21 protein-coding genes are annotated in these 21,288 nt (G+C 57.9%); 10 read left to right on the top strand and 11 right to left on the bottom strand.

From position 1 onward, the window contains the following. Positions 1-896, bottom strand: an 896-nt coding sequence (locus tag VN114_RS11095; RefSeq protein WP_325514841.1) for a PLP-dependent aminotransferase family protein, incomplete at its 3' end; no start/stop codon positions are given. Positions 897-1,038: 142 nt separating this feature from the next. On the opposite strand from VN114_RS11095, the gene VN114_RS11100 reads away from it, so the two are divergent. The 4 genes from VN114_RS11100 to VN114_RS11115 all read left to right on the top strand — a co-directional run bounded on the left by VN114_RS11100 (position 1,039) and on the right by VN114_RS11115 (position 4,355). Then, positions 1,039-1,641 (top strand): LysE family translocator, encoded by a 603-nt coding sequence (locus VN114_RS11100; RefSeq protein ID WP_325514843.1) that lies wholly within the window; start codon positions 1,039-1,041, stop codon positions 1,639-1,641. Continuing rightward, on the top strand, positions 1,638-2,540 hold the full coding sequence (locus VN114_RS11105; protein WP_325514845.1) for a DMT family transporter: 903 nt from the start codon (positions 1,638-1,640) through the stop codon (positions 2,538-2,540). The genes VN114_RS11100 and VN114_RS11105 overlap by 4 nt, the downstream gene beginning before the upstream one ends. A gap of 93 nt (positions 2,541-2,633) precedes the next feature. After that, positions 2,634-3,092 carry a RidA family protein gene (locus tag VN114_RS11110; protein ID WP_325514847.1) on the top strand — a complete coding sequence of 153 codons (459 nt, stop codon included), beginning with the start codon at positions 2,634-2,636 and terminating at the stop codon, positions 3,090-3,092. Between the two features lie 66 nt (positions 3,093-3,158). Continuing rightward, complete coding sequence (locus VN114_RS11115; protein ID WP_325514849.1) at positions 3,159-4,355, top strand: PLP-dependent aminotransferase family protein; 1,197 nt, start codon at positions 3,159-3,161, stop codon at positions 4,353-4,355. A 79-nt stretch (positions 4,356-4,434) separates the two neighbouring features. Here VN114_RS11115 and VN114_RS11120 read toward each other — a convergent pair whose 3' ends face one another. From VN114_RS11120 to VN114_RS11135, 4 genes are read right to left on the bottom strand one after another with little or no spacing between them, the layout of a single operon-like run. Further along, positions 4,435-5,565, bottom strand: coding sequence for an MBL fold metallo-hydrolase (locus VN114_RS11120; protein ID WP_325514850.1), 1,131 nt, complete (start codon positions 5,563-5,565; stop codon positions 4,435-4,437). 3 nt (positions 5,566-5,568) lie between these two features. After that, entirely contained in the window at positions 5,569-7,881 is a 2,313-nt protein-coding gene (gene parC, locus VN114_RS11125) for a DNA topoisomerase IV subunit A (protein ID WP_325514852.1), read from the bottom strand. Beyond that, positions 7,878-8,678, bottom strand: a complete 801-nt coding sequence (locus VN114_RS11130; protein WP_325514854.1) for a lytic transglycosylase domain-containing protein — start codon at positions 8,676-8,678, stop codon at positions 7,878-7,880. Before VN114_RS11130 ends, parC begins: the two co-directional genes overlap by 4 nt. A 12-nt stretch (positions 8,679-8,690) precedes the next feature. Beyond that, complete coding sequence (locus tag VN114_RS11135) at positions 8,691-10,670, bottom strand: DNA topoisomerase IV subunit B (protein WP_325514856.1); 1,980 nt, start codon at positions 10,668-10,670, stop codon at positions 8,691-8,693. A gap of 398 nt (positions 10,671-11,068) precedes the next feature. Between VN114_RS11135 and VN114_RS11140 the strand changes: the two genes are divergently transcribed. Together VN114_RS11140 and VN114_RS11145 are read left to right on the top strand one after the other, a co-directional pair. Next, a complete protein-coding gene (locus tag VN114_RS11140) occupies positions 11,069-11,749 on the top strand; it encodes a hypothetical protein (RefSeq protein ID WP_325514858.1) in 681 nt (226 codons plus the stop codon). A 69-nt stretch (positions 11,750-11,818) separates the two neighbouring features. After that, positions 11,819-12,646 carry a response regulator gene (locus VN114_RS11145; RefSeq protein WP_325514860.1) on the top strand — a complete coding sequence of 276 codons (828 nt, stop codon included), beginning with the start codon at positions 11,819-11,821 and terminating at the stop codon, positions 12,644-12,646. Between the two features lie 53 nt (positions 12,647-12,699). Here the strand turns inward: VN114_RS11145 and VN114_RS11150 are convergent, their stop codons facing one another. From VN114_RS11150 to VN114_RS11160, 3 genes are read right to left on the bottom strand one after another with little or no spacing between them, the layout of a single operon-like run. Continuing rightward, the gene (locus VN114_RS11150) at positions 12,700-13,866 is read right to left on the bottom strand and encodes a hypothetical protein (protein WP_325514861.1); all 1,167 of its coding nucleotides are present in this window, start codon (positions 13,864-13,866) and stop codon (positions 12,700-12,702) included. 6 nt (positions 13,867-13,872) lie between these two features. Then, positions 13,873-14,460 (bottom strand): GNAT family protein, encoded by a 588-nt coding sequence (locus tag VN114_RS11155; RefSeq protein ID WP_325514863.1) that lies wholly within the window; start codon positions 14,458-14,460, stop codon positions 13,873-13,875. A 10-nt stretch (positions 14,461-14,470) separates the two neighbouring features. Next, positions 14,471-15,325 carry a MoxR family ATPase gene (locus VN114_RS11160; protein WP_325514865.1) on the bottom strand — a complete coding sequence of 285 codons (855 nt, stop codon included), beginning with the start codon at positions 15,323-15,325 and terminating at the stop codon, positions 14,471-14,473. A 128-nt stretch (positions 15,326-15,453) separates the two neighbouring features. On the opposite strand from VN114_RS11160, the gene VN114_RS11165 reads away from it, so the two are divergent. The 3 genes from VN114_RS11165 (at position 15,454) to VN114_RS11175 (ending at position 18,470) form a co-directional block, all read left to right on the top strand. Beyond that, positions 15,454-17,601, top strand: a complete 2,148-nt coding sequence (locus VN114_RS11165; RefSeq protein ID WP_325514867.1) for a preprotein translocase subunit TatB — start codon at positions 15,454-15,456, stop codon at positions 17,599-17,601. Positions 17,602-17,783: 182 nt separating this feature from the next. Then, the gene (locus VN114_RS11170) at positions 17,784-18,104 is read left to right on the top strand and encodes a cytochrome c (RefSeq protein WP_325514869.1); all 321 of its coding nucleotides are present in this window, start codon (positions 17,784-17,786) and stop codon (positions 18,102-18,104) included. 12 nt (positions 18,105-18,116) lie between these two features. After that, positions 18,117-18,470 carry a cytochrome c gene (locus VN114_RS11175; protein WP_325514871.1) on the top strand — a complete coding sequence of 118 codons (354 nt, stop codon included), beginning with the start codon at positions 18,117-18,119 and terminating at the stop codon, positions 18,468-18,470. 122 nt (positions 18,471-18,592) lie between these two features. Here the strand turns inward: VN114_RS11175 and VN114_RS11180 are convergent, their stop codons facing one another. Then, on the bottom strand, positions 18,593-19,018 hold the full coding sequence (locus VN114_RS11180; protein ID WP_325514873.1) for a DUF1841 family protein: 426 nt from the start codon (positions 19,016-19,018) through the stop codon (positions 18,593-18,595). A 178-nt stretch (positions 19,019-19,196) separates the two neighbouring features. On the opposite strand from VN114_RS11180, the gene VN114_RS11185 reads away from it, so the two are divergent. After that, the gene (locus VN114_RS11185) at positions 19,197-19,781 is read left to right on the top strand and encodes a malonic semialdehyde reductase (protein ID WP_325514875.1); all 585 of its coding nucleotides are present in this window, start codon (positions 19,197-19,199) and stop codon (positions 19,779-19,781) included. A 16-nt stretch (positions 19,782-19,797) separates the two neighbouring features. Here VN114_RS11185 and nth read toward each other — a convergent pair whose 3' ends face one another. Then, a complete protein-coding gene (nth, locus tag VN114_RS11190; protein ID WP_325514877.1) occupies positions 19,798-20,448 on the bottom strand; it encodes an endonuclease III in 651 nt (216 codons plus the stop codon). Next, the gene (rsxB, locus tag VN114_RS11195) at positions 20,445-21,146 is read right to left on the bottom strand and encodes an electron transport complex subunit RsxB (RefSeq protein ID WP_325514879.1); all 702 of its coding nucleotides are present in this window, start codon (positions 21,144-21,146) and stop codon (positions 20,445-20,447) included. Before rsxB ends, nth begins: the two co-directional genes overlap by 4 nt. Between the last annotated feature and the right edge of the window lie 142 nt (positions 21,147-21,288).

Consider the following 21,288-nt stretch of genomic DNA (forward strand, 5'->3'; position numbering starts at 1 on the left):
GTGAAGTTGTAGGTCTCGGCAATTTTCAATACCTGAAATGCCTTTGCGGCCGACAGCGATGTCGATGTCGGATTGTGCAGCACCGAGTTGATGACGAACAGCTTGGGCTTATGCAATGCAGCCAGTTCGCTCAGTTTGACAATATCCGGACCGTCGGGCAGGCGCGGAATGCCGACAATTTTCGCGCCCAGCATCGAGAACGAACCGAACATCAGGAACCATGCCGGATCATCGACGAAAATCGTGTCGCCCGGTTGCACGAAATGGCGTGCAACAAGGTCGAGTGCCTGCGTGACGCCGGACGTGGTGACGATCTGGTCGGGCGTCGCGGTGATTTCCAGTTCGGCCAGCTTCAATTGCAGCTGCTGCCGCAACGGCAGGAAGCCTTGCGGGATGCCGTATTGCAGCAACAGATTCTGGTTCTGCCGGCTGACGGCGCGCAATGCATTGGCGACCAGTTCGCCGTCGAGCCATTCATTCGGCAGCGATCCGACACCGGGCATTTTCTCCGGTGGCAGCTGACGAAACATGTTGCGTACCAGCCAGACGACATCGATGTGCGGGGTGGCGGGTTTTTTCGCCGGTTGTGCGCGTGGCGCAATCATCGGTGCGCGATCGCGAACATAAAAACCGGAACCGCGCCGCGATTCCAGAAAGCCGGTCGCCACCAACCGATCGTAGGCCTCGACAACAGTAAAGCGCGAGACCTGATGCTGATCGGCGAATTGTCGTATCGACGGCATGCGTGCGCCGGTACGCAGCAATTTATCGTCGATGCGCGAACCGACCGATTGCACAATCTGTTCGACCAGTGAACTGCCGCTGCCGCGCGACAGCAAGGGCGTAACCTGAGGCGACGCGTTTCTCGTGCTGGAGGGCTTGTCCGTATTGGTCATTTCGCCATGACAGTGAGTAAATCAAGTTGAAAAGTGTATCGGTACTGTACTGGTTGGATGGTTTAGGATAATTCATCTCTCAAAAACGGGCAATCGCTTATTCTGCCCATTCGCTGCTCATTCAAGAACAAGAACCTCCGACATGGATTCACTGCTGCCTTCATTGTTGCCACTTGCCCTGTTTGCCTTCGTTTCTTCCGTCACGCCGGGACCGAACAACATCATGCTGACGTCGTCCGGCATTCGTTTCGGTTTCGTTCGCACGATGCCGCATATTTTCGGTATCTGCTTCGGGTTCGCGGTGCTGACGGCAATCTGTGCCGCAGGTATCGGCAGCCTGATCATCGCGTTGCCGGCAATGCACGTGGTGCTGCAAATTCTGGGTTCCGGCTATCTGGTTTATCTGGCGTGGCAGATGCGCAGCATGGCGTTCAGCCGCGATGTCGAAAGCAATGTGCGGCCGATGTCGTTCCTGGGCGCTGCGTTGTTCCAGTTTGCCAATCCGAAAGCGTGGGTGATGGGGATCACCGGCGCATCCGCTTTTTTGCCGCCGGTGCAACCGGTTGCGCTCGCCATCCTGTTGTTCTGCCTGGTCTTCAGTCTGATCAATCTTCCTTGCCTGAGTCTGTGGGCAGGAACCGGCGCGGTCCTGCGTCGCTATCTGACGCAGCGTAAGTGGCAACTTCTGTTTTGCGGCGTGATGATCGTGCTGACGCTGTATTCGGCGCTGGCGATCTGGTTATGAACGGAGTGAATATGCATGTCGGCATGACACAGGAAACGAAGGGAATGTGGCTGGGTGCGCTTGGCATTGCGATGTTCAGCCTGACCTTGCCGTTCACGCGTATTGCGGTGCTGGAAATGGATCCGGTGCTGGTCGCGCTTGGTCGCGCCGTGGTGGCGGCGTTTCTTTCGGCCATGCTGTTGTGGTGGAAGAGGGCGCTGCTGCCGAACCGGACGCAGGCGAAGTCCTTGCTGATCACGGCGGCTGGCGTGGTGGTCGGCTTTCCCGTATTCATGTCGGTGGCGATGCACTATGTTCCGGCATCGCACGGCGCCATCGTGCTCGGCATTCTGCCGTTGACGACCGCGCTGTTCGGCGCATTGCGTTTCGGCGAACGGCCTTCGCTCGGCTTCTGGATCGCGGCGATATTCGGCAGCATTCTTGTGATTGCCTTTGCGTTGCAGCAGGGCGGCGGCCAGTTGCATCTGGCTGACCTGTCCTTGTTTGCGGCGGTGATTGCGGCGGCGATGGGTTACGCGGAAGGCGGCCGTCTGGCCCAAACGATGGATGGTCAGCTGGTGATTTCGTGGGCGCTGGTGCTGTCGATGCCGATCGTGTTGCCCATCACGATTGTGCTGGCATGGCATTACGGTTTTCACGCGTCGCCACTGGCGTGGGTATCGTTCGGTTATGTATCGCTCATCTCGATGTTTGTCGGGTTTTTCTTCTGGTACCAGGGTTTGGCGCTTGGCGGCATCGCCCGGGTCGGTCAGGTGCAGCTGATCCAGCCGTTCCTGACCTTGCTCGGTTCGGCCTTGTTGCTGGGCGAGGAACTGGTGTTGAGCAATTTCCTGTTCGCGATTGCGATCATCGGTGTGGTGGCGCTTGGAAGAAAGATGCCGGTAAGAAGGCATGGTTGAACAGGATTTGAGATAATCGCGGTTTACTTCCGCGATCATCCCTGTTTAATTGCCGCGCAGCCTGTGCTCGCGGCCCCGATTTGGAGCTACCGCATGTCCTTCTACGACAAACTCAAAGCATTGAATATCGAATTGCCGCCGACCGCAGCACCGGTCGCCGCCTATGTGATGTACGCCCGCACCGGCAATACGGTTTTCCTGTCCGGCCATATCGCCAAGAAGGACGGCAAGCCGCTGGTCGGTCAGCTCGGCAAGAACATGACGACGGAAGAGGGCAAGCTGGCGGCGCGCAGCGTCGGCATCGATTTGATCGCGACGCTGCAGGATGCATGCGGCGGCGACCTCAATCGCGTCAAGCGCATTGTCAAGGTGATGAGCCTGGTCAATTCCACGCCGGATTACATCGAACACCATCTGGTGACGAATGGCGTATCCGAATTGCTGGGAGAAGTATTCGGCGAGCAGGGCAAGCATGCGCGTTCGGCTTTCGGCGTGGCGCAGATTCCGCTTGGCGCCTGCGTTGAAATCGAACTGATCGCAGAGATCGCCTGATCACGTTGTCCATTTCAAGACAATACACAGCATCGCACGGCCCTGACGCCATCTTTTGAAGCAGACATGAAAATCGAAAACCCCAAGCCGATCGACTGGCAATTTTCCACCCGCGCGGAGCAGTTGCAGAGTTCGGTCATCCGCGAAATCCTGAAGGTCACGATGCGGCCGGAGATCATCTCGTTTGCCGGCGGCCTGCCATCGCCGGCGACGTTCCCGGTCGAGCGGATGAAGGCGGCGTTCGATACCGTGTTGTCGAATCAGGGCAAGGTTGCGCTGCAATATGGGCCAACGGACGGCTACGGCCCGTTGCGCGAATGGATTGCGCAGTCGCTGTCGACTGCCGAGTGCAAAATTTCGATGGAACAGGTGCTGATGGTATCCGGCTCGCAACAGGCGCTGGACCTGATCGGCAAGGTGCTGATCGACGACCACAGCAAAGTGCTGGTCGAGACGCCGAGTTATCTGGGTGCGCTGCAGGCATTCTCGCTGTATCAGCCGGAATTCGTTTCGGTGCCGACCGACGACAACGGCCTGCTGCCGCACGAAGTCGCGAAGATCGCCGATGGCGCGCGACTGCTGTACGCATTGCCGAACTTCCAGAATCCGACCGGACGCACAATGCCCGTCGAACGTCGCCTGCAACTGGTCGAGGTCTGCGAAAAACTGGGCCTGCCGCTGATCGAAGACGATCCGTACGGTGCGCTCAGCTATCGCAACGAACCGCTGCCGAAAATGCTGACGATGAATCCGGATGGCGTGATCTACATGGGATCGTTTTCCAAGGTGCTGACGCCAGGCATTCGCCTCGGCTACGTCGTCGCGCCTATCCCGTTGATCCGCAAGCTGGAACAGGCGAAGCAGGCGGCTGATCTGCACACATCGCAACTGACACAGATGGTAGTGTACGAGACGATCAAGGACGGCTTTCTAGCCGAACACATTCCATCGATCCGTACACTGTACGCGAACCAGTGCCAGGTCATGCTGGATGCGCTGGATGAATTCTTCCCTGCAGGTGTGACGTGGAACCGGCCGGAGGGCGGCATGTTCATCTGGCTGACCTTGCCGAAACATATCGACTGCATGCACCTGCTGGAAGAGGCGATCGAGCAGCACGTGGCGTTTGTGCCGGGCGCGTCATTCTATGCGAACGCGCCGGAGAAGAATACGTTGCGGTTGAGCTTCGTCACGGTGCCGCCGGAAAAAATCCGCGAAGGCGTGGCGAAACTGGCGAAACTGATTGCGGCGAAACTGAAATGACGCAAGCACGTGCAGGCAATAAAAAAGCGGACTTCAAGGTCCGCTTTTTTTATTGCATCGACGACGAGTGAAACGTGCGTCAGAAGCGAATGGTCTCGCCATGTTTCAACGTGACGAAACGATCAGCCGGCACCTCGGCCTTTTTCAGTTCGGCAGCCAGCACCTTCGGCGGTACATCCAGCGATTCGTCCGCCAATTCGAACGTTCCCCAGTGGATGCCGATCGATTTGTCCGCATGCACGATCTGGTGGATTTTCACCGCTTCGCCCGGATCGACGTGTTGCGGCTGCATGAACCAGCGCGGCTCATACGCACCGATCGGTAGCAGCGCCAGATCGAAGCGCTTGAAGCGATCGGCAATATCCTGAAAGTCCTTCGAGAAGCCGGTATCGCCGGCAAACAGCAGTGAGAAAGGCGGTTGTGCGCCACCGGCTTTCGCCTGTACCGTCCAGCCGCCCCACAATGTCTGGAAGCGATCGGTCAATCCGCGCGCCGACCAGTGCTGCACCGGCACGAAATTGAAATCCAGTCCCTTCACCGCCGTCTTGTCCCACCAGTCGAGTTCCTGCACATTCGTGATGCCGATGTCCTTCATCCACGGCTTGATGCCGAGCGGCACGAGGAACAGCGGTGCACCGCCGGCCTGTTCGTTCAGTTTCAATACGGTGACGCGATCGAGGTGATCGTAGTGATTGTGCGAAATCAGGACGACATCGATATGCGGCAATTGCGCGTAATCGAGGCCGGGAGCCGTCTTTCGTTTCGGTCCCATGAAAGTGAACGGCGATGCGCGCTCCGACCAGATCGGATCGGTCAGGATGTTGACGCCGCGCAGTTGCACCAGCACGGTGGCATGGCCGACCCAGGTGGCGGAGGTCACAGTGTTGTTTGCTTTCAGCCAGGCAGCTTCCGGTTCCGTACGCGGCGGGATGTAGCCGTCGGCCGGCGGTTTCGGCAAGTCTTGTGTCAGGCGTTGCCACTGCCATTTCCAGAATGAGCCTTCGCCCTTGCCTTCGATGTAGTTGTTGCGAAAACCGTCCGGCCTGTGGTGCGGCTTGTCCGGATCGTAATAGGCATTGATGCCGGTGCAGCCTGCGCCAAACACTGCCGCAGCCAGCGAACTGCGCAGGAAAAGACGGCGCAGGAAAAAACCGCCCGCGCGTTTCGTCGGACGGTCTGTCGAGCCGGGTGGCAATTCCGGGCGTGTCATGCGTTATGTCTGCGGAGCCAGCGACACAGCCTTGACCTTCGATTCCAGCGCCTTGCCCTTGCGTGCGCGCTTGCCGATGTGCACGGCGAGGCCGGAAGCCGACAGCGAAACATCCTGCGCCTTGCCGCCGCGACCTGCGCCGGAGACGATCACGCCGCGCTGGCTGATTGCTTGTGCGGCTATCAGCTTTTCATTCTTCTCCAGCTCCATCAGGATCACGCCGCGACCACCGGCCGACAATGTCTTGATTTCATCAATGCCGAAGACGAGCAGACGTCCTTTTTCCGACAGGCACGCAATCGCGCTGGCATCCTTTGCCACGGGACGCGGCATCAGCGGTTCGTCGCCGTCGTCCAGTGTGATGAACGATTTGCCGCCGCGATTGCGTGCGACCATGTCGCCTGCCTTCGCGGTAAAGCCGTAACCGGCGGTCGATGCCATCAGCAACGACGTGTCGCCCGGCCCCGCGAAGTAGTGGAGTACGCGAGTACCGCTCGCCAGTTCGATCAGTGTCGTGATCGGCACGCCGTCGCCGCGAGCGCCGGGTAACGCAGAGACCGGTACCGAATAGACGCGGCCGTTGGAACCGAACACCAGCAGTGTTTCGACCGTGCGGCATTCGAACGTGCCGTACAGCGCATCGCCGGCCTTGAACGTGAATTGTGCTGCATCGTGACCGTGGCCGGTACGTGCGCGCACCCAGCCTTTTTGTGAAATGACGACGGTGACCGGTTCGTCGATGACTTTCGTTTCGACCACGGCTTTTTCCGCGACTTCGATCAGCGTGCGGCGATCGTCACCGAATTGTTTTTCGTCCGCTTCGATTTCCTTGATGACGAGACGCTTCATCGACGATGGATTGTCGAGCAGATCGTGCAGCGTGGTTTTCTCGCTGCGCAATTCGGACAACTCCTGCTGGATCTTGATGGTTTCCAGCCGTGCCAGTTGACGCAGGCGGATTTCCAGAATGTCGTCGGCCTGTCGTTCGGACAGTTTGAATGCATCCATCAGCGCCGGTTTCGGTTCGTCCGATTCGCGAATGATCTTGATGACCTTGTCGATGTTCAGCAGAATCGCTTCGCGGCCTTCGAGAATGTGGATGCGCTCGTCAACCTTTTGCAGGCGGAACTGGGTGCGACGCGTCACGGTGGCGAAACGGAAACCGATCCATTCCTGCAGAATTTCGGACAGCGATTTCTGGCGTGGGCGGCCATCGCCGCCAATCATCACCAGATTGATCGACACGCTGGTTTCCAGCGAGGTGTGCGCCAGCAGCATGTTGGTGAATTCAGTCTGGTCCTGATTCTTCGATTTCGGCTCGAATACCAGACGCACGGGCGCGTCGCGACCCGATTCGTCACGCACGGTATCGAGCATGGCCAGCATGGTCTGCTTCAATGCCATCTGTTCTGGCGACAGCGATTTCTTGCCGAGCTTGACCTTCGGATTGGTCAGCTCCTCGATTTCTTCCAGCACGCGCTGCGCCGATACGCCATGCGGCAGTTCGGTCACGACGGCCTGCCACTGGCCGCGCGCGAGATCTTCGATCTTCCACGTTGCGCGCACCTTCAGGCTGCCGCGCCCGGTCCCGTACATTTCGCTGATGGCTGACGGCGAGGTGATGATCTGACCGCCGCCGGGGAAATCCGGACCGGGAATGATCGCCATCAATTCTTCATGCGACAGCTTCGGGTTGCGAATCATCGAGACGGCGGCTTTCGCCACTTCGCGCAGATTGTGCGACGGAATTTCGGTCGCCATGCCGACCGCGATGCCGGATGCGCCATTCAACAGCACGAATGGCAGGCGACCCGGCAACAGCGTCGGTTCTTCCGTCGAGCCGTCGTAGTTCGGTTGCGAATCGACGGTGCCCATGTCGATTTCGTCGAGCAGCAGTTTGGAAATCGGCGTCAGGCGTGCTTCGGTGTAACGCATCGCCGCAGCGCCGTCACCATCGCGCGAACCGAAGTTGCCCTGACCGTCGATCAGCGGATAGCGCAGCGAAAAATCCTGCGCCATGCGCACCAGCGCGTCGTACACAGACTGGTCGCCGTGCGGGTGCAGCTTGCCGAGCACGTCGCCGACTACGGCGGCGGACTTGCGCGGCTTGGCGGTAGCGTTCAGGCCGAGTTCATTCATTGTGTACAGGATGCGGCGTTGCACCGGCTTCTGACCGTCGCTGACATCCGGCAGTGCGCGTCCCTTGACGACGGAAATCGCATAGTCGAGGTAGGCGCGTTCGGCGAAGGTTGCCAGTGTCAGCGATTCGCTGTCACCGGCGGGTGCGGCGTCGAATAAAGTGGCTTGATCGGTCATTGTTGTGACGTTTGTTCAATAGAAGAGGTGGAATCGGCGGACGCATTGCGGCGTCCCGGAATAGTCATGTGAATGCGGCCATCGCCGTTGGCGTTACTGACGCGGCTGATGAAGGTGCCGCGTGTCGCCACGTTGTTGAAGCCGTCGGCGGCAGGCTGGTACATGCGATAGAACTGCGTCACCAGCTTTACGTAATTGCGGGTTTCGGGATAGGGTGGAATCGCGTTATTGTATTTTTGCACTGCGCCTTCGCCCGCGTTGTACGACGCCAGCATCAGATGCAATTGATGCGGATACATGTCTTCCAGAAAGCGCAGATAGCGTGCACCGAGCCGGATGTTCGTCTTCGGATCGGCCAGTTTCTGCTTGATGCTGCGTTTGCTGTCACCTTGCAGGCCGAAACGTTCAGCGGTGGCCGGCATCAGTTGCATCAGGCCGATCGCGCCTTTCGGCGAGACGGCAGCCGGATTGAAACCCGATTCGGCTGCCATGACCGCTTTCAGCAGGGCAGGATCGAGTTGATACTCGTCGGCTGCCTGATTCAGCAACTGTTCGTATTTCTTCAGATTCGGATGTTGCGACAGATAGCGCATCAACGGCGTGTCAGGTTCTGCGCGCATCGGGGTCAGCCGCGATGCATTCATTGTGCCGTCGCCGCGCATGAACAATTGATAACGACCGTCGAGCTTCTCTGTCGCAAAATGTGCGTCGCCTTGTGCATCGACGTAGCCCCAGATATCCGCATGTGCAGTGGCGGATATCAGTGACAGCGACAGGGCGAAGAGGAAGGCGCGCATGGATGACCTGGATCAGATATCCGCTTCGACTTCGTTGCCGTGTTCCTCGATCCATGCGCGACGGGCAGACGCTTCGCCTTTACCCATCAGCATGTTGAAACGCGATTCGGACGTGTCGACGTCGAACTCGCCGAGCGCGACCGGCAGCAGGCGACGCGTATCCGGATTCATCGTGGTTTCCCACAACTGTTCGGCGTTCATCTCACCCAGGCCCTTGAAGCGCGAGATGCCCCACGCCTTGTCCTTGACGCCGTCCTTGCGCAGCTTGTCCTCGATCGCTTCCAGTTCGCCATCGTCGAGTGCATAGAACTTCTGGATCGGCTTCTTGCCGCGTGCCGGGGCATCGACGCGATACAGCGGCGGACGTGCGACGCAGATATGACCGCGATCGATCAATTGCGGGAAGTGCCTGAAGAACAGCGTCAGCAGCAATACCTGAATGTGCGAGCCATCGACGTCCGCGTCGGACAGGATGCAGATGCGGCCGTAACGCAGTCCGCTGAAATCGACCGTATCATTCTTGCCGTGCGGATCGACGCCGAGCGCGACGGCGATATCGTGAATCTCGTTATTCGCGAACAGACGATCGCGTTCGGTTTCCCATGAATTCAATACCTTGCCGCGCAATGGCAGGATTGCCTGGAATTCCTTGTCGCGTCCCATCTTGGCCGAACCGCCGGCGGAATCGCCCTCGACCAGGAACAGTTCATTGCGCGTGATGTCGGTCGATTCGCAATCGGTCAGTTTACCCGGCAGCACGGCGACGCCCGATGATTTTTTCTTTTCGACTTTTTGTGCCGAACGCAGACGCGATTGCGCCTGCTTGATGACCAGTTCGGCCAGCTTCTTGCCGTAATCGACGTGATGGTTGAGCCACAGTTCGAGTGCCGGGCGCGAGAACGACGCGACCAGACGCACGGCATCGCGCGAATTCAACCGTTCCTTGATCTGGCCTTGGAATTGCGGATCGAGCACCTTGGCCGACAGCACGAACGACACACGGGCGAACACGTCTTCCGGCAGCAGCTTGACGCCCTTCGGCAGAAGCGAATGCATCTCGACAAAGCTCTTCACTGCGCCGAACAAACCTTCGCGCAAACCGGACTCGTGGGTGCCGCCGTTCGAGGTCGGGATCAGGTTGACGTACGACTCGCGCACCACCGGACCGTCTTCGGTCCATGCCACGACCCATGCTGCGCCTTCGCCTTCGGCGAACCCTTCGGCGTCGGCCGTTGCGTATTGCTCGCCTTCGAACAGCGGGATGACGGTTTCGGCATTCGATGCTTGCGCCAGCGATTCGGTCAGATAGCCGCGCAGGCCTTGCTCGTATTGCCAGGTTTGCGTCTCTCCGGTCTTGGCGTTGATCAGCGTGACCTTGACGCCGGGCAGCAGCACCGCTTTCGAACGCAGCAGGCGTTGCAGCTCGGCGTGCGGGATCGCGGAAGAATCGAAATACCTGGCGTCGGGCCACGCGGTGACACGCGTGCCGTTGCGTTTTTCGTCGCGGGCGATGGCACGCGATTTCAACGGCTCGATGACGTCGCCGCCGGCGAAGGCGAGGCTGTGGACGCCGCCTTCGCGCCAGACGGTGATTTCCAGTCGCTTCGACAATGCATTGGTGACCGAGACGCCGACGCCGTGCAGACCGCCGGAGAACGCATAGGCGCCGCCGGAACCTTTATCGAACTTGCCGCCGGCGTGCAGGCGGGTGAACACGATCTCGACCGTCGGCACCTTTTCTTCCGGATGCAGGCCGACCGGAATGCCGCGGCCGTCGTCCTCGACGCTGACACTGCCGTCGGCATTGAGCGTGACGATGATGTTCTTGCCGTAGCCGCCGAGCGCTTCGTCGGAAGCGTTATCGATGACTTCCTGGATGATGTGCAGCGGATTTTCGGTGCGGGTGTACATGCCCGGGCGTTGCTTGACCGGTTCGAGTCCCTTCAGGACACGGATGGATGATTCGCTGTAGTCGGATTTTTTGGTGGCCATGCGGTCGCTGGATAAATACTTGAGTACTGAAAATGGGTGCTGGATTAAATGCCCTCGGCGCGCCGACGACAAGTGTTAAAAGTGACTGCATTCTAATGAAAAAGTCCCGTCGCATGTTTTGCGTGGAGGAAATTGCCTAAAGGAAAATGTATCAAAAGGAGATCAAATTGTTAAATATGGTTAGATTTGCAAGATGCTACTGGCACTTTTCGGTCAAAAGCGGTCAAATATTGGCAAGATTTCTATTTTTAACATTTTGCTATCAATGGATCGTGCGTCGGCGTTGACGTATGTCGCAAATCCAGTTGCGTTGAGAGGTCATGCATCGTGGCACGGAACACGGAAGTCAGCGTTTCCGGGTAGAGTTCACGATTTCCTTGTCAAAAAAGCGCTTATCCATGTTTTCACGTTCACAACCTCTCGTACAACCTGCACAGCCGTTCCAGCCAATCGAAAAGATCGTTGTCACGGTTTTGGTGCTGTTCTCAATCCTGCTGTTCGCCATCATTTACATGATGGATATCTCCGTCACGCACAAGCTGACCAGTGAATCCGGTTTCTTCGAAGTCATGTCGCCGCCGCTGTGGATCGCGCTGGCAGTGTTGTGTGTGGTCAAGCTCGGTTTTCGCAAGTGGGGATTAGGCACGGCTGCGCTGAGCCTGATTTTCGCGGCACGCGAGGCGGACCTGCACAAGGCGTTCACCGCGCAAAGCATCTTCAAGCATCACTTCTACAAGATGGACGGCGTGCCGTTCGCACAAAAATTCTGGGGCGGTCTGGTTGCCGTGATTTGCATCGGCATCATGCTGTGGATGTTGTTTGCCTTCATCGCCTACCTGTATCGCACCAAGGGTTGGCGTCAGGCGTGGGGGCGACTGACACTGCTGTCGATCGCGCTCGTCATCTTCACCAAGATCTGCGACCGCCTGGAAGCCACGCTGAACGTCGATTACCACATCTTTCTGAGTGAAGTGCAGGGTGAAATCTGCAACATGCACGAAGAAGGTTTTGAAATGCTGCTGCCGTTCATGTTCGCCATCTCGCTGCTGGTGTGGTGTCGACGCGTACGGTCAGACTGACATCCCGGCGTTGAAGGGCGCGATCCGGTCTGTCAGGTTCCAATAACAAACGCCTGATATTGATACTCGATGTCGAACAATTTTCCTTTTGCGATTCGCCTGATCGGCTTCAATTCGCAGGAAACAGAAATTTTCGACGCCACGTTTGCGCTCGAGCAGGGCAAGGGCTACGGTTACTTCCGGCTGGACGAGGACAATCTTCAGGATCCGGACATGTACATCGCAAACGCGTCCGAATTGAAGGCGTTACTGACGCTGGCCGATCTGCGTCCAAGCGATGTGCGTCCGGCCTTGCTGGTCGGAGAACCTCCCATCGCGCAACCGTACATGCGCATCGAACGCCCGATCCGCTGGAACCGGATGTTCGAGGCGCTCGATCAACTGATCGAAAAGCGTGCCGATGCGCTCTCCCGTCTGGAAGCATCGGATGTGGTTGCAGTGCCGGAGCGCCGTCGCCGCGATCGCGTCGATATCGACCTGACCGATCCCGCCGATTACAAGAAGATGCGTACCGAACTGATTCAGGGCGGCGCTGTGCTGGTGATCGACAAGACACCGGCCTTTCGCGATTTCGTGGCAGAGCTGCTGGCGCGCAGCAAGGTCGAGGTGCTGTGGGCCAGCGGCGAGGCCGAAGCCGAAGGCGCGTGTGCGCGACAGCGTGTCGCCGTCGTCATGATCAATACCTCGATGGCGGAAATCGATCCTTATCGTCTGTGTCATTCGGTCAAGTCGGTTCGGCCGCGCGATCGCACGTCGGTGATTTTCCTCACACAACGCACCGGCGGTTATGATGCGTTGCGGGCGAAACAGGCGGGATTCGACGGCTTTCTGGTCAAGCCGGTCGCCGGTCATCATCTGATCAGCGCATTGAAGAAATTCATGCATCTGCCACGCTGAAGCATGCCGGAATTCAGATTGGTTGATTAAGGCGTCTGCGGATTTTTTCGCAACTACTTGCTCAACATCCGCATGCCGTTTTCCAGACCTTCCAGCGTCAATGGATACATGCGGTTGCTCATCTGCTGGCGGATGATCGCGATCGATTGCCGATATTCCCACAGATGTTCCGGTTCCGGATTCAGCCAGATATGGCTGGAGAAGGTCTTGGTGAAGCGCTGCAGCCAGGCAGCGCCGGCCTCCTCGTTGTGATAATCGATTGCGCCGCCCGGCCGCAAAATTTCGTACGGACTCATCGTCGCATCACCTACGAAGATCACTTTTGTGTCCGGTGAGTATTTGTGCAGCACGTCGAGTGTGTCGAATCGCTCCGAATGCTTGCGCTGATTGTTACGCCACAGATAGTCGTAAACGCAATTGTGGAAGTAGTAAAACTCCAGATTCTTGAATTCGGTTTTTGCTGCTGAAAACAGTTCTTCCGTACGCTGGATGTGATCGTCCATCGAGCCACCGACATCGAGCAGCATCAGTACCTTGATGTTGTTGCGCCGCTCCGGACGCATGCGGATATCCAGCCAGCCGGCGTTATTGGCTGTCGAGCGGATCGTCTCGTCGAGTGCCAACTCATCGGCCGCGCCCTGACGTGCAAACTTGCGCAGGCGGCGCAGTGCGACCTTGATGTTGCGCGTGCCGATTTCCCGCGAGGTGTCGTAATCGCGATAGGTACGTTGCTCCCATACCTTGACCGCGCTGCGATGCCGGCTTTCGCCACCGATACGGATGCCTTCGGGGTTGTAGCCACTGTTGCCGAACGGCGAGGTGCCGCCGGTACCGATCCATTTGCTGCCGCCTTCGTGACGTTCCTTCTGTTCTTCCAGCAATTCTTTCAGGCGGTCCATCAGCTTGTCGTAGCCGAATTTTTCCAGTGCGGCTTTCTGCTCGTCGCTCAGTTCGCGCAGTGCGTTCTTGAGCAGCCAGTCGAGCGGGATTTCCTTGTCGTCGAACGCCGTATCGATGCCCTTGAAATACGCTGCAAATGCGCGATCGAACTTGTCGAAATGCACTTCATCCTTGACCAGCGTCATTCGTGCGAGATAGTAGAAATCGTCGAACGATTGATCGATGACGTTCCTGTCGAGCGCCTCCAGCAACAGCAGGAATTCCTTGATCGAAACGGGAATGCCGGCATTTTTCAGCGAGAAGAAAAAATCGATCAGCACGATGCGTTACCGTTCAAGACCATGTCGCAAATGGTTTTTGACGGCGGGCCATTCGGATTCAATGATCGAGAACACGACCGTATCGCGAAACGAACCGTCGGCCAGCCGCTGATGATTGCGCAGCACGCCATCCTGTTTTGCACCCAGCGCTGCAATCGCATTGCGCGATTGATGATTCAGCCAGTGGGTACGGAATTCGACTGCGATGCAATACAGCGTTTCGAATGCGTGTGTGAGCAGCAGCAACTTGGCTTCGCGGTTGATGCCGGTACGTTGTGCACTTGCCGCGTGCCAGGTCGATCCGATTTCGACGCGTCTGTTCAACCCATCGACATTCATGTAGCGGGTGCTGCCGACAATGTGGCCGGTCCGGTTGTCACGGATGACAAACGGCAATGCGCTTTGCTTTTGCCGCAGATCGAGTGCGGTTGCGATATAGGCGCGCATGTCGTCAGGCGAAGCGACGGTGGTATACCAGAGCTTCCACAATTCGCCGTCGGCAGCTGCAGAAACAAGTGCGTCGTGATGCGCTTCGGTCAGCGGTTCCAGCGTGACCCGTTTGCCGACAAGGGTGACCTGATCGAGAAAGTGCATAGGCTGCTCCTCAACGGTTGGTACGCGACATGAGGACGAGTCGCTCGAACAGCGCAACATCCTGCTCGTTCTTCAGCAATGCGCCATGCAGGGGCGGCACGGCAATCCTGTCGTCCTTGCTGCGCAAGGCTTCGGGCGGAATGTCCTCGGCCAGCAGGAGCTTCAGCCAGTCGAGCAATTCGGAGGTGGAAGGTTTTTTCTTCAGGCCGTTGACGTCGCGCAACTGGTAAAACACTTCCAGTGCTCTCGCCAGCAGATCCTTTTTCAGTGTCGGGAAGTGGACCGCCACGATCTGTTCCATCGTGTCACGATCGGGAAAGCGGATGTAATGGAAAAAGCAGCGGCGCAGGAACGCGTCCGGCAATTCTTTCTCGTTGTTCGACGTGATAATGACCAGCGGACGATGTTTTGCCTTGACCATCTCGCGTGTTTCGTAGACATGGAACTCCATGCGATCGATTTCACGCAGCAGATCATTCGGGAATTCAATGTCGGCCTTGTCGATTTCATCGATCAGCAGCACGACCTGCTGATCCGCGGCGAACGCCTGCCACAGCACGCCCTTGACGATGTAGTTGTCGATGTTCTTGACGCGCTCGTCGCCGAGTTGCGAATCGCGCAGGCGCGAGACGGCATCGTATTCGTATAATCCCTGCTGTGCCTTGGTGGTCGATTTGATATGCCATTGCAGCAGCGGCATGCCGAGCGCGGCAGCAACTTCTTCCGCCAGCATTGTCTTGCCGGTGCCGGGTTCGCCCTTGATCAGCAAGGGACGCTGCAATGTCAGCGCGGCATTGACGGCGAGCTTCAAATCGCCGGTGGCAACGTAATTGCGGGAACCTTCGAAGCGTGTTTCTTGTCGCATGGCGTGTCACTAAAGGGAAAAGAAACCGGAGTATAAGCGAGAACGAAATCTTGCCGCCGCTGCCTTCTTGCATGTGGCAACGACGATGTTGCCGCGCTTCAAAAGACCGTCCGTTTACAATAAATAGAATGAAAATCTCCTTTTCCAGAATCTGTGCGGTCTGGCGCAGATTCCGCCGCGGTGCATTGCGGCATCACACGGATCACGCCCGTTATCTGCCGCAAATCGAATCGCTGATGCGTCGCGCCGATCCGAACGCGCGCTGGCATGCGCGCGCCAACTGGATGATCGATCTGGCAGACTGGATTCGTCGCGAACCGAAGGTGTCGCTGCTGGGTAACGACAAGTGGCGGCGCGTCAAGCATCAGCGCATCCGTTTTCTGCTCGACTGGCTGGATGCGCATCGTGACGTCAAGCAGAATGTGCAGGCGACGTTGCGCAAGACTTTGCGCGAAGCGACGGGACATGAACTGTTTTCCGCGACCGGCATGCCGCGCGAATCGGCATTTTTCTCCGAGCTGTCCGAACGTATTGCCAAGCTGATTCTGCCACGCCCGGTCGGGCAGCAGGATCTTTCAACATTGTTTACAGCAATGTTTCCGGATGAATCCGACGCCGCATGGTTGATGGACCTGGATAACAAGACGCTGTCGCGCCTGTGGAAGCTGGGCGGTGATGACGGTATCGCGCACGGTTACCGGCAGCAAATCGACGAGGCGATGCTGTATCTGGTGACGATGGTGATTTCGGTCGGCATCAGTCCTGCATTTCGTCAGCGGCTGGAGCCGCGCATGCCGCTGCTGGCAACGCCGTTCATGGCATTGCGGCGTGAACTGGAAAACTGCCTGATGACGAATACGCGCGACGAGGCCGCGATGCGCAGCGTGCGCATGCTGATTGCCGTGTGCCAGGCGCAGACCGACAAGATCTACGCGCATCTCGATGAGTACGGTGTTTCCGTCGGTCTCGTCTATCACGTCGAACGCATGCGGGCGCAATTGACGCGCATCGCGCGCCTGCTCGATTTGCGCATGGCGCCAAGTGCCGAACAGGGCTCTGGGCAGGTGCAGATGGTGCTGGCCGACCTGATGGTGGCGCATCATCATCGCTCCTCGGTACGCGAATTGCTCAGTCGCAGCTTTGCACTGCTGGCGCGCAAGATGGTCGAGCGCAACGCCGATCACGGCGAATTGCATATTGCGCGCAATAAAGGCGAGTACAAGACGATATGGAAGGCAGCGCTGCTGGGCGGTGTGGTGGTGGCGTTCACGTCATTGGCGAAGCTCGGCATCGGCAGCCTCGGTCTTGCGAATTTTTTTGAAGGCTTGTTCCAGTCCATCGTTTTTGCGGTCAGTTTCCTGTTCATCTCCGCCATCGGCGGCGTACTGTCCACACGACAGCCGGCAGTGACTGCCCCCGCGCTGGCAGCGAAGACGGGGGAGCTCGATACCATCGACGGTCTGCGCGCCTTGCTGGCGCGTGCGACGGCATTGTTGCGTGCGCAATCGGCTGCAATTTTCGGCAATCTCATGACGGCCTTGCCTATCATGGCAGTGCTGGCGGCCGCGATGTTGCTGATTTTCGACCGGCCGCTGATCAATGCGGAAAAAGCGCACGCGACGATTCATTCATTGTCGCTGCTTGGTCTCACGCCATTGTTCGCGGCTGCCACCGGCGTGTTGCTGTGGCTGGCGAGTTTGTTTGCCGGGTTTACCGACAACTGGTTCACGTTGCGTCGACTGAGGGAATCGCTCGCACATCATCGACGACTGGTGCATGCGCTGGGCACGCACCGTGCCGAACGCCTGGCAAGCTGGCTTGAACGCAATGTTGCGGCGATCGCAGGCAATCTGGCGCTGGCGGTTTTGCTTGGCATGGCGCCGGTCATCGCACAGTTCTTCGGGGTCCCGCTGGATGTGCGTCATGTCGCATTATCGGCAGCGGCATTGACGGCCGCAGCGGGCAGTCTCGGCTGGGATGTGGTGACGATGCCGCAGTTCTGGCTGGCATGTGCTGGCGTTGTTTCGATCGGATTGCTGAACGTGGGCATCGCATTTGCCTGTGCGCTGGCTCTCGCCTTGCGCGCGCGCGATGTGCCGAAGAGAACGCGCCGACTGGTTTTTCGTGCCGTGTTGCAGCGTTTTGCATTGCGGCCCGCCGTATTTTTCTGGCCGGTTGCGGTAGAAAATGTGGCTGCTGCATTGCCTGACGAGGAGGAAGTCTTGCTGCAGGCAGAAGGTGAAGAAATGCCGGGCAAGGGGGACGAGCAGTCGTAACGAATGCTGTACAAGGGCATTCGCCCTCGAAATTCCTGCAAAATTGAACGTGGACTCCCGTACGGTCTTCAGTTAGAATCGAGCGGTTTTTGGTGTGGCCAAGCAATATTTTTACGTATCAAAAAGCTGTTTCATGCGGCGTCCCACCACAGGGTTTCGTATTAATCTTCCACACAACGATCATGAAAAAACTATTTGCACTTCTCGCGCTTGCGAGTGTGGCCAACGTTGCTGTCTCGGCAGAAATCGTTGGTGACGCGAAGGCAGCAGTCAACAAGGTTGCGATGTGTATCGGATGCCACGCCATCGGTGGCTATAAATCCTCTTTCCCCGAGGTCTATCAGGTGCCGATGCTTGGCGGCCAGTCGGAAAAATACATCATCAGCGCATTGCATGCGTACAAGAAAGGCGACCGCAATCATCCGTCCATGCACGGGATCGCGGCCAGCATGTCGGATCAGGACATCGCCGATGTGGCAGCCTATTACTCGCAGCAGAAATAAGGGGAGCCCGTCATGAAAAAAATCATTGCATCGACGGTCGTTCTGCTGTCGGCCACCATTTCTTTCAACGCACTGGCTGAAAGCCAGATCGAAGCCGGCAAGGCCGCCGTCGCCAAGTTCAATTGCGCATCGTGCCACGGTGCCGATTACAACACGCCGATCGATCCGGCCTATCCGAAGCTCGCTGGTCAGCACAAGGATTATCTGGAACACGCGCTGGTCGCCTATCGTCGCGGCGCCGGTGCCTCGAACAGCCGCAGCAACCCGATCATGGGACCGCTGGCGAAACAGTTGTCGGATCAGGACATCAAGAATATCGCCGCCTATCTGCACAGCCTGCCAGGCACGCTGGTATTGCGCAAATAATCTCTGGATAACGCGCAAATCACGAGTGAATTAACAAGCGATTCAGTAAAAAAAGCCACGGTTATCGTGGCTTTTTTATTGCGCGCATATTGTACGAAACCGGCAATCAACCAGTCGGCGCATCAGCTTGCACGACGACGCACGCATTCAATATAGGCGGCGCCGTCCGGCGGTGTGTTGTTGCGCTGTGAAGTCCAGATCATTTCACCCAGACATTCCATCACCTGATGATGCGCATCGTGTTCGCCGATACGCTGCGCCAGTGCGGTGTAGGCGGCGCGTATGCCCGGTGGCTGGTCGATCGATACCTGTTCCGCGATCGACAGGTGCATCGACAGATGCAGGAAAGGATTCGCTTGCGCCGATTCCACCGAGTAGTCGGCAGCAAGCGAGGCTTCGACATCTTTGAGCGCGTCGGCATATTCCGGATGCTGGATGATCCAGTCGCGCGCGATCGCTTCCATTGGCGTCAGGATTTCATTGGCCTGTTGCTTGCGAAAGGTTTCGCAGAAAAAACGGCGTACGTCGTGTTGTGACGGGGTAAACATGCGAGGGAACGGATTTGTCGGTCAAGAACGATATTGTACGCGGCATGCCGGAAGAACGTCGGCGCGGCGATGGCGCTTCGTCGCGCATTTCGGTTGTCACTCTCGGCTATCATACGGATTCTTGTCATCTGCGGCGTGCCGTTTCAGGCGCGTCGCCCGCATATTGAATGGAATTGCCATGTTGAACCAGGAAGCGCTCGATACACTTTTCACTCAGGCCCGCACGCACAATGCGTGGCTGAACAAGCCGATCACCAACGGGCAACTGCGTGAAATCTATGAATTGATGAAATGGGCGCCGACCGAATTCAACTGCTCACCGGTACGCATCGCTTTTCTCAAATCGGACGAAGCGAAGAAAAAACTGATCGCGTGCATGGACGAAGACAATGCGGCGAAGGTCAAGGCCGCGCCGATCATCGCCATCGTCGGCACAGACATGGCTTTCGCACGCAAGTTGCCGGCGCTGTATCCTCATGCCGGCGCGCAAGCGTGGCTGGGCAGCGACGAACAGAAAATTGCGCAGGCGGCGATTCGCAATGCGTCGATACAGGGTGGTTATTTCATCCTCGCGACACGTGCGACAGGACTGGATTGCGGACCGATGTTGCGCTTCGACGCGGAAAAGGTCGATGCCGCGTTTTTCGTCGGCACTGCGGTGAAGGCGAATTTCATCTGTGGCATCGGCTACGGTGACGAGGACGTGTCGGCGGCACGTTTGCCGCGCCTGACGTTCGACGCGTCCTGCGCCATCGTCCTGTAATCGATACGACAGCGCGTCAGACGCCCTTGGCAGGCAACGGCGTCTTTGCCCTGTATTCGCACAGATCGGCAATGATGCAGTTCCAGCATTTCGGGGCGCGCGCGATACAGGTATAACGTCCGTGCAGGATCAGCCAGTGGTGCGCATCCTGCCGGAATTCCGGGGCGACGAACTTCATCAGTTTCTGCTCGACGATATCGACGTTCTTGCCCGGCGCGATGCCAGTACGGTTGGAGACGCGGAAGATGTGTGTATCGACCGCAATCGTCGGTTCGCCAAAGGCGGTATTCATCACGACGTTTGCTGTCTTGCGACCGACGCCGGGTAGTGCTTCCAGTTCTTCGCGCGTACGCGGCACCTCACCCTTGTGCGCTTCGAGAAGAATGCGACAGGTCTCGATGACATTCTTTGCCTTGGTACGGTACAGGCCGATGGTCTGGATGTAAGGCATCAGTCCTTCGACGCCGAGCGCCAGAATCTTTTTCGGCGTACCTGCCACCGGATACAGCTTGCGGGTGGCCTTGTTGACCGACACGTCGGTCGCCTGTGCCGAAAGAAGCACAGCAATCAGCAGCTGGAAAGGCGTCTGGTATTCGAGTTCGGTGGTGGGATGAGGATTGGCGAGTCGCAGCCGGTTGAAGATTTCGCGTCGCTTTTCAGCGTTCATTGCTTGCCCTTTTTGTCTTGCTCTGCCTGTTCCTTCTTCAGCCGTGCGCGCTCGATGGCGGCCTGGATGATGGCTTTCTTGCGAGCCTGTTCGGTTTTTTCTTCCTCCGACAATGCCGGCTCATCCTGCATGGCCTGCAGCTTGGCTGCAGCCTTGGCAGCCAGGCGCGCGTCGTTTTCTTCCTTCTCGCGCTGCAGGCGCAATGTACGGAAGTCATGCCGTTCGCGCGCTGCGTCGGCTTGCTGTTGCGACCATGCATCCCAACCGGTTTTTCCCGGCGTTACCTCGACCATTGCAATGCAATCGACAGGGCATGGCGCGACACACAGATCGCAGCCGGTGCATAGCTCAGTCACCACCGTATGCATCTGCTTGGCAGCGCCGACGATGGCGTCGACCGGACAGGCCTGGATGCATAGTGTGCAGCCGATGCAAAGTTGTTCGTCGATCAGGGCGACCGGACGAGCGCGGACGATGCCGTTGTCCGGATTGATCGGGATGACCGGCTTGCCCAGCAGTCGTGCGAGTCGCGCCACACCTTCGCTGCCGCCGGGCGGACATTGGTTGTGTTCGGCGCGTCCTTCTGCCATCGCTTCCGCATACGGACGGCAAGCGGGGTAGCCGCACTTCGTGCATTGCGTCTGCGGCAGCAGATCTTCAAGCTGGTCGGCGAGTGGACGGGTGTCGGGTGGAGACAAGGTATTTCAGCAGGATGCGAGGGTAAAACCGAATTATCGTCTTATAAACGCTGTCGCGCCAAATGAAAAAACGGTGGAGGGCCGCCGTTCTTGCCAGGCCGTCGATTCCGTTGCATAAAGTGGGACAAAAATACGGGCAATA

Source organism: Oxalicibacterium sp., assembly GCF_035565035.1.
GTDB lineage: Bacteria > Pseudomonadota > Gammaproteobacteria > Burkholderiales > Burkholderiaceae_D > Oxalicibacterium.